General features: G+C 55.0%; 8 protein-coding genes. All 8 read right to left on the reverse strand.

Annotated features, from left to right (window positions below; all coding sequences use genetic code 11):
- Nucleotides 1-97 precede the first annotated feature (97 nt).
- The 8 genes from C7534_RS04635 to C7534_RS04675 all read right to left on the reverse strand — a co-directional run bounded on the left by C7534_RS04635 (nt 98) and on the right by C7534_RS04675 (nt 13,360).
- The gene (locus tag C7534_RS04635) at nt 98-607 is read right to left on the reverse strand and encodes a BRO-N domain-containing protein (RefSeq protein ID WP_109785123.1); all 510 of its coding nucleotides are present in this window, start codon (nt 605-607) and stop codon (nt 98-100) included.
- A 389-nt stretch (nt 608-996) separates the two neighbouring features.
- Complete coding sequence (locus tag C7534_RS04640; protein ID WP_109785124.1) at nt 997-1,416, reverse strand: very short patch repair endonuclease; 420 nt, start codon at nt 1,414-1,416, stop codon at nt 997-999.
- Between the two features lie 293 nt (nt 1,417-1,709).
- Nucleotides 1,710-3,515, reverse strand: coding sequence for an AIPR family protein (locus C7534_RS04645; protein ID WP_109785125.1), 1,806 nt, complete (start codon nt 3,513-3,515; stop codon nt 1,710-1,712).
- Nucleotide 3,516: 1 nt separating this feature from the next.
- Nucleotides 3,517-4,521, reverse strand: a complete 1,005-nt coding sequence (locus C7534_RS04650; RefSeq protein WP_109785126.1) for a PD-(D/E)XK motif protein — start codon at nt 4,519-4,521, stop codon at nt 3,517-3,519.
- Nucleotides 4,505-7,372: a Z1 domain-containing protein gene (locus C7534_RS04655; RefSeq protein WP_109785127.1), complete on the reverse strand. Its 2,868-nt coding sequence runs from the start codon at nt 7,370-7,372 to the stop codon at nt 4,505-4,507. The genes C7534_RS04650 and C7534_RS04655 overlap by 17 nt, the downstream gene beginning before the upstream one ends.
- On the reverse strand, nt 7,369-8,835 hold the full coding sequence (locus tag C7534_RS04660) for an ATP-binding protein (RefSeq protein WP_177412218.1): 1,467 nt from the start codon (nt 8,833-8,835) through the stop codon (nt 7,369-7,371). Before C7534_RS04660 ends, C7534_RS04655 begins: the two co-directional genes overlap by 4 nt.
- Nucleotides 8,836-8,872: 37 nt before the next feature.
- Nucleotides 8,873-11,104 (reverse strand): sigma-70 family RNA polymerase sigma factor, encoded by a 2,232-nt coding sequence (locus tag C7534_RS04665; RefSeq protein WP_109785129.1) that lies wholly within the window; start codon nt 11,102-11,104, stop codon nt 8,873-8,875.
- A gap of 669 nt (nt 11,105-11,773) precedes the next feature.
- Nucleotides 11,774-13,360 carry a DNA cytosine methyltransferase gene (locus C7534_RS04675; RefSeq protein ID WP_109785131.1) on the reverse strand — a complete coding sequence of 529 codons (1,587 nt, stop codon included), beginning with the start codon at nt 13,358-13,360 and terminating at the stop codon, nt 11,774-11,776.
- Nucleotides 13,361-13,407: the final 47 nt, after the last annotated feature.

A 13,407-nucleotide genomic window follows, 5' to 3' on the forward strand; every position in this document is an offset into this window, starting at 1 on the left:
AGTGAGCCTGCTCGCGATGACGCCAGTGAATACGCCACTTAAACAAAATCCGCTACTTGAAACTCAAGTAGCGGATTTTCTCTACGGCAATGAATAATCAGAAGCCTCGCAACACTCGCGACGCCTTCCGCCACCAGGATCCGCGTTGATTGTAAGGATCATCCGTCAACACACAAGGCATGTCCCTCAACCGAATCCACGGCTCATCCTGCCAGTGAAGCATGCAAAGCGACATCTTTGGCCAGTCCAGAACGCTCAACGTAGGGCGTTCAACTGATCGCGATGGACGAGCATCACGCAATGCCGGAATCACTTGGTGCGTCAGCCATTCGCGTAGCAACCGATACTCCGGGCAATAGTGATAAACCAGCAACGCGTAGACGCCAGACTCGCTGATCATCAGGCGTTCTTCGGCAGTACCGTGAGCATCCACCAGCATCATCTGTCGCTGGTCTGCATCGAGTTTGCGTGACATGCGCTCGTCGAGGAATTTCCCCATCAGTCGCCCGAGGTCATGAGCGCAGAACCAGGCCTGGTTCTCCACCAGAAGCGCGTGAAGGTAGATGTCGTGACGAGTGAAAAGGGTTGAAGCGAGCGGTTCAGACATGGTGAACCTCCTGAAGCGGAAGCACGCGATTGCACGTATGGGTACAGCGATTCACCTTCATCATGAAGGTTGGATAGTCAGGCATTTCCTTTACCTCTGGCTGCTTTCTTAGGGCATTCGTTATGGGTGTCGGGAGCTAAGAAACCCACCAGAGACGGGCCGGACATATTCCCCTTTCGGGTCTTGTATTCGCCCACTCCCGACATAACGGGGATTTTCTCGCAGACGTAGAGAAACCGCAGACGAAAAAAAGCCGCATGACTGTCGGGTGCGGAGGACCGCTCTGGTTTAGGCGTTTCTTAGGCGCCGAAGTAAGAGCCTAGAGGGTCAATACCAAGTGGTCAACCCTTCAAAATCATTCATCATTTTTCCGTCGAGAAGGTGTAGGGCTAATCACTCAAGCCGAATGTTTTTTGGATTTCATTGCGTAGGAGTTCTCTGTTTTTGGTGTGGCATTCCCAAATTATTACTACATTCCATCCTTCCGCGAGTAGCGCGTGCTGAACATTAAGGTCCCGCTCGGCGTTCTTCGCTAGTTTTGGCTGCCAGAAATCGAGCCTGCTCTTGGGCGTGTATGCAAACTTGCAGTCTGGATGTCGATGCCAAAAGCAGCCGTGGACGAACATGCACAACCGGTGTTTTGGGAAAACCAAGTCAGGTTTGCCCGGCAGATCCTTCCTATGCAAACGGTAGCGAAGCCCCAATTCATGGCACACCGATCTCACGAGCATTTCAGGCTTCGTGTTTTTGCCCTTGATCATCGACATAATCTTGGAGCGGTGTTCTGGGGAAACTATGTCTGCACTCAACGCATGCGTCCTGGCTTGTCAATCAATTCGACTTTTTACGATACTGCCTCACTCGATTTTAGCTTTTTCTCTGCTGAAATTCGCTCGCACCACTGTCCATCGCGAACGGGATCACTGTGCAGTTTGCCCTTGGTGATGTTCTCGTGCACTAGCCACGGCGCCAGGTTGGAAGCAGAAATACGCTGGTCGCTGAAAGCGGTACAGGACTGTAAACAGTGGCATATCTCGTGACCTGCTTATCCGTGGTTTGGCTCAGAAAAGAAGTCAGTTGCTTTTGAATTAGGTAGTAAAACTTATTGATAGTGCAACTCGATTATTCCGTTCGCTGGAGTTGAGAAATCAGCCAACCTGACTTTTGTCCAAGTGTCCGCTCGCTTGGCCACTTCTGAAATTTGTTGACCAGGGGCAACCCTATTGAACACGGCGTTCACGACCACGGCCCAGTCCCAAAGCAGTTCGCGCAGACCGCCGGAAATCCCTTGCCTCATCCAGATCTGATCGAAGTCAAGTCTGTCGCCAAGTCTATCCGCCACTACGGACACGACATAGGTGGCGATGTTCACCCATCCTTGGCGGAAGACCTCCTTCGCCTCCTTCGTCTTGATCATGCTCTCGATCGCCTTGAAGAGAATAACCTTGGCAATCATTGCACGATACCAAGGTGCATCGAGTGGGTTGGGAACTACTCCCGGAACCTTGTCTAGCTCTTCCATGAACAAGACGAAATTCTTCTCGCCACCCCTTGCCACGACATCCGGCTTGCCGCGCCAAGCTTCGTGATACTTTGCGATGTCGTTCTTGGTCAGCTTGCGCTTCGGCGGAACCGTCTCCTGCAGCTTTCGACGCTTTGCTGGGGTATTGCCGTCTCTCAGCAGCATGACATTGTAGGCACCTGCGGCTCGCTCGTAGAACCACCGCGTGGCACCATCAGGGCACCAAGTCTCGTTTGCTAGCTTCTCAAGCTGAACATGGAACGGCCGGTTCGCGGACAAGTCGGACATCTTCACAGCGTTCTGGCTGTTCGCATAGCGCGAGACGTTGCAGATCAGTCGCTCGCGCGCTTCATCTTGCGATCCCTTGAGGATGATAATTTTTGCCGGGACCATGACGTGGCTCAGATCGATGGACCTATCATCGCGCGATGCGAAGTAGATGGACGAAGTGGTCTGTCCACCATTGACGATCTGGAGTCCCTTCAGGAAAGAGAGCCCCAGATTGCCGTCATCGGCGCGCTCGAATGCCGCTTCGTCACAGACAAGGACGAGGCCGTTGTTGAAGGCAAGAAAGTGCTCCGGCTCCTTACGAAGCGTTTCGACAATACCTTTGTTCACTGCCTTCTTGTTGCCAAGGAAAGTTCGCACGTTGGCTTCCAGCAACCGAGATCCGAAGCGTAAGTAAAGGTCACGAAGGAGCTGACCCGGAATTGCAGTCAGCGCATACTCGTAGTCGGCATCCGGATCAGGGACATGGACGCAGGGAAGTGGTCGCCCGATTGACTGGACGAAGCTTAGTGCCAGTTCGTCCCGAGGTTTTCCATCGGTGTGACGGAACAGTCTTTCCATGTCCATGGACTCGACGGCCACCATCTTGTCATGGACCTCCTTGTTGGAAAATCGCTTAGTCTTTGTCTTGCCGTCGGTTATTACGAACACCCGAAGTCGGTCAATGTCACTCCAGCGGGATCGAATGGTCGCGACTAGGTCCCGGACCGAATGGGTTGGATCAATTTTTGCGTCGAGATTTCCGCTCGCCGCGCGAAACAGAAAGCGAACTCCTTCACTTGCGGTGGCTGTTGCATCCGAGTCTGCAAGATCTTGAAGTTGCTCAGTTCCAAAGTAATGGCTGACAAACAGGTCGAGGGCAGTTTCGTCAGCGCTGAGGGCATAGCCAGTGATACGCAGCTTCGCGTTGCCGACCTTTCCGTTCCAGTGGCAGACCACGGACTCTTCGCAAATCCCTGTCTCGGCAAGATGCTCCATGACCATTTCAGCAAATACGAGCTCCTCCGAAGGGAATGGCCCTTCACCTGCCTGAACTCGCTCTGCAATCGTCGTATGCAGGTCGGAGCGGAAGTTGCGGTGAAATTCTTCGAGGCTCATTTCAATCCAGTCCAAATTCGTTAATCAGCTCCGAGAGTCCGATGGTGGGGACTTCGAGGGCGTCAAGGTCGAGCACATAGGCCGCCGAGCGGATGGCCGCTGGCAGCGCGGCACGAGTGAGGCGCGGCATGCCACCTTCCGCGTGGATCGCTCTCGCGTCCTTCAATGTCAGCGTGCGGCCATAGAGCGCTGCATGCTCGTCGAGGTATCCCATCACCATGAGTAACGCCTCGAATCCGCGTTGCACTCCGGCCAGTTCGAACTTTTCGCGGAGTTTGGACACAAGACCGGCGAGCGATGCCCCATCAGTGTTTTCCTCAAAGCGAAAGGCGCAGAGGAAGATGGGTGCCCTGTCACCATCCAGCTGCTCGATGCTGTTAATCCGAGCAAGGAAACTCCCGGTTCGAACAGTGCTCTTTACCTCTATCGCGCCACCCCGAACATGGAAGTCCTGCGCCGCCCGCAAAGGTCCCTGCCAGCAGTCGAGAGCACCCGCTCCGAGGGGCGTGTCCGTTAGCAGATTGAGCAACCACAGTTCGCCGAACAGGCCGATCTGCGCATCAGACGAAAGTGGGCGGTGCGTTCGAGCCATAAATGCCTGCCACTCCCTGACCCGTTCAAGGAAGGCATCCATCACGTCGCGGCTTGCGTTCTCGGCTGCAGCCTCCAGCGTCCTCAAGATATCAACAACCATGATGGCGAAGATATCCGGTGACCCTTCAGGCCGCCTCACAAGAGCAATGGCCGTCTTTCCGGCGAACACAAGCTGACCTTCTATGTTGGATACGTCGAACCCCTTGCCTTCGGGCAGCCGTGCCGGATTGACCGACCATGATCCGGGAAAGGAGACGATCAGTGCTTCACGACCTAAGGGAAAGTGACATCCCGCCTCGACCGAGAGAGCGCCAATTCCCGTGAGGTGGACGAATCGCCAGTCTTCCCCTGCTTCCTGGCGTGCGAGCGCTCGCCACGCACGTGCGAGCCCCTCTTCAGTCCACCCACTCATTGAGACCTCCCCACAGTACGCTGTTGGCGATATACCTTGAATTGGAAACCCTTCTCTCGGAAGTGCTTGACGGAAAACTGATTGACCAAGCGACGACTGGATCGGCATCCTTCAGCTCATCGACGCCAGCACCCTCTGGATCCAGTAAATAGAGCATCAGCAGGCCGCGTTCCCGGCGAGGCGGGATGCCTGCTTCGGCGACGCCTTCTCCGAGAACCCGACGGATCTGGGGTCCTCTTGGTTCTGACGGAGGCTCCTTGCCTTCGTTGCGATCAGTGTCGTTGCGCCAGGCTTTCTGGCTGAGCTCCAGCGCAGCCTTCCATTCCGCCTCCGTCAGATCAATGGCCTGATCTCGAGGCGATATCAGGGTCTTAATCGAGTATCGATCCTCATGTTCGGTCGTTCGCTTCCGCTGCAGCATGTTGACCGAACAACCACCTACCGTGCGGTCTTTGTCGTCGGGGCCGCTGTCCTTTCCGATCAGGGCGACCGTCCAGCTCGTGAGCTCACGCCCCTTGTTCATCTCCTCGATGAAGTCGGCGATCAACGGACTCATAATTCGGAAGCTAGCCGGGTGCGTTCTATAGTTCCGAAGGAACGAAATTATGCTTAGAGCTGGCACATCTCGCCAAAGGTGACCGTTCCAATTCTGGCCATTCGGTATGAAGAGCTGGTCGTTCAGGTCCTTTGAGGGGCCGAGTTCGGCGATGAAACGACTAGTAGCCTTGAAGTTCGCAGTGATGTCGTCCTTGCGATTGGGAAACACGATGGTCTGCAGCAGATCGCCGGAGTAGGTCAACTGCATCGCGCGAGCGTTCCTCATCTTGGCCCGCGACGTCACCGTGAGCACAGAGTGCGATTTCACGCGCAACCCGAACTGTTTGGGCGTAGCTCCCGCCGCAAACATGTTGTCGAACTCTTGGCGCAACTCTTCGGCGGCATCCGCGATGTGGCCGAACCACTCCACCATTTCCTGCGACGTGTAGAGGCGGCAGACATCGAGGTAACCGTCGCGGTAGCCAAACCAGCGCCCCATCTGCATGAGCGTGTCGTACATGCGTGCAGTTCGCAGGAAGTAGCTCGTGCAGAGACCTTCGAGCGTTAGACCTCTGGCAAGTTTGTCACCGCCGATGGCAATCACCTTGAGGCCGGTGACATCGTTGTCAGCATAATCGAGTGCGTCCTTGGCACTGCCGTTGATCTCGCGTACGCGTATGTCGGACAGCACATTGGGGAGGACGGCACGAATGTCCGCCCACGAGAAGTCCTCCAACGCTTCGCCTTCGACGAGCGCAGAGCGGATCCCCTGCATGCCTGGTAAGAAAGTCTCTTCATATTCCTTGCGCATGAACGCCTCGAGCTCCGCAAGCTCGATACCGCGGGTATAGCGACCCTTCAGATCACGCACGTACGTCGCAACTTGGTTAACGACGGCATTCTGTACCGAAGTGAAGCGGGTAACGTGGATGAGCATCGAGGAATGCTTGCTGCCCTGTCCGCGCAGCTTCCTCACGGAACAGGCATAGACAAAGGAACGGATCGCTTCTGCGAGTGAATCTGGCACACAGTCCTCTCCCTGCCACCGTGGTCGGTATCCGTTCTTGTGCCGTGGCGGCATCCAAGTCTGGAACTCGTTGTCCGACAGGGGGCGGACCATGGGTAGGTCTTCAGGAGTGCTGGAAGCCGATCCAAAGACACGGCCAGGCCCGACGTAGTTCGATGGTGCCGCAAGACTGGTGATGAAGGCTGCTGGGAATAGATCTGGTCCGTGCTCCTGTGTCTCGCCGCGGTCATGAATGAAGATGTTTGCGAAGGGCGTCGCCGTGTAGCCGACATAAGCCTTCCTCGAGAAGTGGTGGAGGATCGAGCGGATCAACCTGTTGATGGTCTTGGGTTTATGTTCGAGATCCGGGGCGCCGAACTCATCCACGATGTCTTCGCCCGTGTCGACCGATCCATGATCGGACTCGTCGTCGATCACTAGTAGAGGCAGGTTAGTGACGAGCTTGCGCCCGGTTTCAGGGTCAACGTGGTTGGCGACACGGTTGCGGATCCAGTGCAGCAGGAGCTCGAGTACTGTCTTGTTCTTTTTGACCACGAACAGCCATGGCCGCTGTTCCGGGCTGATGTTCATCCTCGACGCAGCAACCGTGTTGAAGTCGCCATTGTCGTTTCGATTGGTTGCAGCGTTGGGACGGACAGACAAGTCCTTATCGATCAATCCCACGCCGACCGCAGGGAGCTCATCAGCGTCAGCGATGGTGGCAAAACCCAAGAACCCCTCGTCGAGGCGGATCTGTGTCTGGGCTCTCAGATTGTTGTGCAGGCCGGCCAGCACGATAATGATCTTGTAACCTGCGTCGGCGGCCTTGCAGATCAATCCGGTGTAGTTGCCGGTCTTTCCCGACTGAACGTGACCCACGACCATCCCGCGACGATCCCATGCGCCTTCCCGGGTCGGGTCCTCGAGTTGCGACAGAACTTCATCCGTAGCAAGGTCGAGGGCATCGAGGGCCGTCCAAGGGATGCGTGCTTCCATGTACTCGGAGTAACGCTGCCAGTAGGTCCAGTTCTTCTTCCTTTCCGCCTCGAGCCAAACGACATGGTCCTCACCGCTCGAAAGAGTAGCGTTCTTACCCACCGTACGACTGGATCGGCGGATCAGTTCATCGACGAGCGCGTCGCGATCGACGAGGGTAAAGTCGTCCTCCATCATGATCGCTAGCTTGGTCAGCTCCTTTTCGATCATCTCCGGAGTGACAGGGCTCTGAGCGCGCTCTTCGGCGAGGCGGAGCATGTTCTGCGCCATAGATAGGATTGAATCGAAAGCTTTCAGGTTCGAATTCGTCATTGCGTATCTTTCACTCCAAGGGCTGCAACCAGTTCGAGGTGCCGGTCGAATGGGGGCGTGCGACCGAGCCGTTCGCGCGCCTCGGTCGGGCTGAGTCCGCGAAACTTCACCAGCGCTTCGAATATTGAGGACAACGTTTCCATCACTTCATTGTTAGGTGCTCCGGCGAAACCTGTTCTCGGCGTTTCCTTGTCTTCCGCCGTATCAAGCCAGATGCGTTGAACGGGAACAGTCTCCTCGATGAGCCTTAGTAGAGCGAGGATATCGGGCTTAAGCGCACCGGCGCGATTTAGGATCGACGCTACCAGGTCATGGTCGCGCGCGATTCGGTAGGATGTCCCTTGTGCCGAGCGGCGTACCTGCCATGCCTCTGCTACGGCGTTCGAGCGCGGGCCTGACACCTGCGCAATATGCCCCCTGTGGGCAAAAACCCGCCTCGCTGTGTCGCGTGTTTCCGATGCCAGACGGTTAAGTTGAGATCGCAGTCGTACCGGCGGGCTGGCCGCCGACTTCAGGACATTGATCTTCCAATCGGCGTCCGCGCTGTTCGGTATGTCGAGGCGGATGCGGGCAAGTCTGTGGGCTTCATCGCGTGGCCATGGCTTGCCTCCATCGCCGAGGCCAAGCCAGCCCCCGGCGAGAAGGAGACGCTTGTTGCGGTAGACGTAGAAGCCCTCCTGCTGCGTCCATCCTCCGGGCCCGGCTGCGGCTTCCTGTTCGGTGGGCTTGAGCATGTCGCGATGAGGAAGGACGTGGCATTGAACCGTCACACCTGTGGTGTGGAGAATTCGATACTCAGGGCTTTCGAGCGCCTTGCCGGGATGCCCCATCAGGTATGGGTCCCACGGCTTTACCCCTCTGCCGTTCAGAAGGAGGCGAAGCGTTGGCTGATTGCCGTCGAGGAGACGATGAAAGGTCATCGCAAGATGTGCTTCAACGCGATCCGCGAGCTCGATCATGTCTGTGGCGCCGAATCCATCGGTCACGATGCGGTCGAGCTTCTCCCAGAGGACAACTGTGCCGTGTTCCATCTGTTCGAGTGGCGCAAACAGCTGCTCCGATCCCGAAGCGGGCCCTTCGAAGATCGGCCATTCGAGGCCCGACTCCTGACCGATGAGATCTAGGTCCCAGCGCAGGCACACGACAGGTCCACCGTTCTGCCTACTGGCGACGGTCAGTCGCCGTGCCTGGGAGAAACTCGCGGTCTTCAGACCCAGCCCGAAGCGACCGAGGTCACTAGCAGCGCGTTCAGCCCTCGGATCGCGCGCACCGAACCGCATCCCGGCCTCAAGACTAGCATCGTCCATACCGTCGCCATTATCAACGATCCTTACCCAGCTCTCCGGACCGGCCCATTCGAGATGAACGGCGACCTCGCTCGAGTTCGCCGCGATGGAATTGTCGATGATATCGGCAAGTGCAGTAGGTAGGGAGTAGCCGAGCCCGCGAAGTGACTCGAGCATCGAACCAGCATAGGGAGGTGCATTTCTAACTCCCACGCTATTCAATCCCCATTAGTTTTTTCAAGCGGGCCTTGCGTGCCGGAAGTGATAGACGTTGAAGCGCCTTAGTTTCGATCTGTCGAATGCGTTCGCGTGTCAAATCGTAGTACTTGCCAATTTCTTCGAGGGTCATCTCTTCGTCGCATCCTATTCCGAAGCGCATTTTAATCACAGCCGCTTCACGCGAATCCAACTCAGCCAATGCATCCACTACAATCCTCACAGTTTCTGCATTGTCGAAGATATCTTCATGCTCTTGGGCGGGTAAGAGCTCATCCCAATCCTCGATGCTTTCGGGATATACAGCATTACGGGGTATTTTGCGAAACTCTCGCACTTGATCAGTTGTCCACCCTAGCTCAGTGGCAAGTTCATTGTCCGAAACAGCGCCGTCAGAGCGAATGTCGAGCTTGTCTAGTACGCGATCAAGCATTGTCAAATTGTAATACCGATGCGCAGGTACGCGGACCGATGCACTTTCATCTGCACGCCATCTCGTTAGCGCCTGTTGCATCCAGAAGGTGCAATAGATAACGAACCTATCCCCTCGCGCTGAGTCAAAACGCCTCGTCGATCGCTGCAACCCCGTGTATACCACTTGGAAAACATCTTCCGGGTCTTCGCCTTCCTCCACGTTTCTTGCCGCAAAACGCCTAGCAAAGGGAAGATGCTCGCGGATAAGACGCGCAGTGGCAGCCTCATAGACCGAAATCAGTTTGTCCAGCTGAATGGAGTGTTCGATGCTCCCCATATTTTGCTCTAGGGAGCGGACCAAATCCTTGTGAAACGCCAGAGAGATATCGAGCGCATCGAGCGCATCAAGCGCTTCTCTTCGCTGCTTACCTTCCATCCTGCGACCATTGGCCTGCCAAGACTTAAGGGCTTCCACGGCGGCCATGACTTCGGCCGTCTCCGTGTGGTTCAAACGCGAGGGAGTGATGATCCTCAGCGAGACAGAGTCGGGAGCTCGGTACCCGTTGCGGATGCTGTCGAAGACATCGAGGATCGTTCCGATGGCGGCTTCGGAGGCGAGAATCCCTAGCTGAAGCTCCTGCTTTGCCCTCGCTATTGGCCCCAGCAGCTGCTGTTCGTAGGACTTGTCCATGCTGAATTTTTGCGTGCCTGGCAGCCTCGTTTCACGCGTAAGGGCTGCCTCAATCGCTTCAGCTAGCTCGCCGGACAATATGTCTGAAATGTCCGATCTGGCGTCCCATCGCACAACATCATGCTCGTCAGAATGATCGAAAATATCGAAGCCGGCAGATTCCAAGTTGCGCTGGAGATTAATGCGTAGCTCTTCGAAATCACCATTGCCCTCACAATGGGCGACCAGCCGGTCGACATCATCGAAAGAGCACCATCCCTTCATCAGAGTTTCCTTCGCCCAGGTGATGCATATCTCCGGATTAATCGACAGCCGCGTGCCGGTCTGGAGGACAGCGCGTTTAACCGATTTTCGGCCGCGGTTACGGACCTTCAGGAAGTCATTCTCTGCGCCGTGATCGGCCGCTGCTGCAACGTTAGTGCTGATACCATCACCGGCAATCTGTGCAGTTGACAGGTCGAGATCCCAATCCACCTCCTTGTCATCCCAAACCACAGGTTCCGAACTGACGATCGCAACGAATGACCCCGAAGCCGATTCGCTATTGGATCGGGCGAAGAACTCTTGCGGTTCTATCGCGGACTCGAAATTGAGCAGGTCATCTAATTCGCTATTAGTGTTCTCCAGCATCGCTTCTTGATGCACAGTGCCTAGGCAAACTTCGGACATGGCTACCTCATCCTGAGTGGCCACTACCGCCGCTTCATCCTCCGCTTTATAGGTGGTCTGAAATGCTTCTGTTATTGTCGCATCGCCCGGAGTAGACTCACTTGGCAGTGAGAAGCAGTCATCAGATACGCTCTCATTCACTTGGCCGAAAGCGTCTAGTGCCTGTCTTAGTAGAGCAATGCATTCAGGACATCCACCCTTCTCCGCATAGGCTATGACTCCCCGGCCCTCCGAATCGAGCAGCTCTGGGTTTGCTCCAGCAACCAAAAGCAACCGCACAATGCCCGTCTTTCTTCGTGCGGAAGCAAGCATCAGGGGGGTGGCACCTCCACTGTCCCGGGCATCTAGATCGTCACCCCGCGCAACATGAAGTTTTACAGCGACCTCTACGCCAGCAATCACCGCCATACGGAGCAAAGGGTTTAGTTTCACCACGGTGCTACCCACATGCCCCATGCGTCCGCATCATGAGAAGCTTCCGCAACAATGACTTGAGAAATGAGCTTGCTGTATATGTTTGTTTTCAGGGGCGATTCCTTGTCCATGTTCCCGCTCTCTAAGGCGTACAAATCATGACCACCCTCAAGGCTGACATAAAGATGTCCCTATCGGCACGGTGAGCAATGGGGCGTGAAACCTACCAGAAATCACTTACATAGATATGTCACGAAGAACTTTGCAGTGAAGCTACTCTGTTCACAATATCCACTTGTCATAAGCACGTAAAGTAAAGGAGTGGCGCCGCTGCAGGAGCCTACGGCAATAGCTGACCGTGGCTCGCAGAAAGGTAATTCTCCTCAGCTTGTTAATCAGATCGAAATTTGGGCTCGAGAAGTCAATGATCGTCTTGATGAGACAGCAAATCAGGATGATCTCTGAGTAGGCGAAGCGTTTAGAGCGTCTGGAGGCTAAGTTCTCTCGACCGTTCTCTCCTCCCATGAGAGATATTCCTGAGACGCTCTGACACCCCCATTACCCAGAGAGAAAGCTCAAAACTATGGGCGGAGTTAGTAGGTCGCGAATCTTCATTGGCTGAGGCAGGCTGAAAATTCGCCGTCGTTGCGGGTACCTGCCCCCGAAACTATCTGGCGCTGATTGCGTTGCTCGATAATCTGTCCGGTTCGATCAAATGCCAAGTGACGCTTGGTGGTTTTTTCCTGATCGATAGGCGTCGATGATCGAAGCGACAACAGCTGCGATTTTTCTAGCAAGAAGCGGCGGGACTGCGTTTCCGATTTGTGTGTACTGCTGTGTTCTATTTCCCTCGAAGAAGTAATTGTCAGGAAAAGTCTGCAGTCGAGCCGCTTCGCGAACAGTCAAACTGCGGCACTGACTTGGATCCGGGTGAATGTAGTAGTGGCCATCTTTAGCGATGTGAGCGACGACGGTGGTAGACGGGCCATCTTCCATTTGAACTCTGAAACGGTCACTAAAGGGAACGGAATCGGAAGACACGTTTTCATGAGCTGGTAGGAGTTGGGCAGGGAATTGGTATATTTTTGGTGAGGTGCCGTTCAACCGTGCGTAGCTTGCTGCAAAAATATACCTATGCAGGTCAGAGCGCATATGGCTCCTAGCCTCATGTTGTAATACCCCTTTCAGTCGTGGGTCGAGGAACCACTCGCATTGCTTGGTATTCATTTCTGGAACTACATTCCAAGGTACGAATCCACTGCCACTAGATTTCAGCCTCTTTGCGTCTTCAGCAGCACTTTTCACAGCGTCTATCAATTCCCCGCGGCCAGTTTCATAGGATCGGAAAAGGATAGAACTGGCCTCCTCTAACGCGGAGAGCCAGGCTTCGAGAGAATCTCCTCCCCTTGAAATTTTGCTCCGTATTGGAGGGAGCCCTGATAAAGCCTGCCCAACGGTGAAAACCGTTTTGCTGGGTTCCATTACAAACTTTTGCGGACGCTCCAATAGAGCAGGGCAGCTCGAGGCAACGTCAGAGCGAACCCCAAGCAGGATAACCCTGTGTCTAGCCTGAGGAAGACCGTGACGTTCGGCTTGAATGACAAAGTCATGTGGATCTGGTTTCTCCACATCTTTAGGGACGACTAAGGAGCGGATGTTGTACGAAAGACCATCACCAGGAGTCGAGAGGTCCTCGAGAATTTGCTGGAAAATGTTCGAGCCACTGTGCTTCGAGGACAGTATGCCTTTCACGTTCTCCATGACGAAGATCGTCGGTTTGAACTCGCGAATAATGCGCAGATACTCTTTGTAGAGAAAGTGCTTCTCGTCGCTTTCAAACTCCTCTTGGCTCTCACGTGTTCGACGGGCACGTCCTGCTACTGAGTATGCTTGGCACGGCGGGCCGCCAATGAGTACCCATTCATCTGCGCCTATCAAGGCTTCCCTGATCCAATTGTCGACCTCATCGGGCGAAATTTTACCAAGCTCTGCGAGCTTAGCTTCTTGTGCTGCCTCCACTGCTTCTGCCGGTACGTCCGGATGCTTGAAAAGCTCTTCACGAGTAATTTCGCCCCGGATGTATTGGTAGTAAGCCTCCGGTGCTTCACCTTTTGGAAAAGCGCGAAACAATGCGCGGAGGGACAAAGTCGCGTGAGCGACAGGATCTTTCTCTATCGAGACACGTAGCTGAAACTTACGTACTCCCTTCTCAGGGCCACCGATTGAAGAGAATCCCTCCCCGAGTCCGCCCGGGCCGGCAAAGAGGTCGATGACCGGGATAGAATCCTTATATTTCATTGATTTAGTCGATGCGCCTAAGACGAAAATAGAAAAGCGCACTGTAG

This window comes from Pseudomonas sp. OV226, assembly GCF_003148705.1.
Classification (GTDB): domain Bacteria; phylum Pseudomonadota; class Gammaproteobacteria; order Pseudomonadales; family Pseudomonadaceae; genus Aquipseudomonas.

What these genes read in the sequence shown, in the direction of transcription:
- C7534_RS04635 (WP_109785123.1), bottom strand. Translation starts at nt 607, where the DNA reads ATGTCTGAACCGCTCGCTTCAACCCTTTTCACTCGTCACGACATCTAC.
- C7534_RS04645 (WP_109785125.1), bottom strand. Translation starts at nt 3,515, where the DNA reads ATGAGCCTCGAAGAATTTCACCGCAACTTCCGCTCCGACCTGCATACG.
- C7534_RS04650 (WP_109785126.1), bottom strand. Translation starts at nt 4,521, where the DNA reads ATGAGTGGGTGGACTGAAGAGGGGCTCGCACGTGCGTGGCGAGCGCTC.
- C7534_RS04655 (WP_109785127.1), bottom strand. Translation starts at nt 7,372, where the DNA reads ATGACGAATTCGAACCTGAAAGCTTTCGATTCAATCCTATCTATGGCG.
- C7534_RS04660 (WP_177412218.1), bottom strand. Translation starts at nt 8,835, where the DNA reads ATGCTCGAGTCACTTCGCGGGCTCGGCTACTCCCTACCTACTGCACTT.
- C7534_RS04665 (WP_109785129.1), bottom strand. Translation starts at nt 11,104, where the DNA reads ATGGGGCATGTGGGTAGCACCGTGGTGAAACTAAACCCTTTGCTCCGT.
- C7534_RS04675 (WP_109785131.1), bottom strand. Translation starts at nt 13,360, where the DNA reads ATGAAATATAAGGATTCTATCCCGGTCATCGACCTCTTTGCCGGCCCG.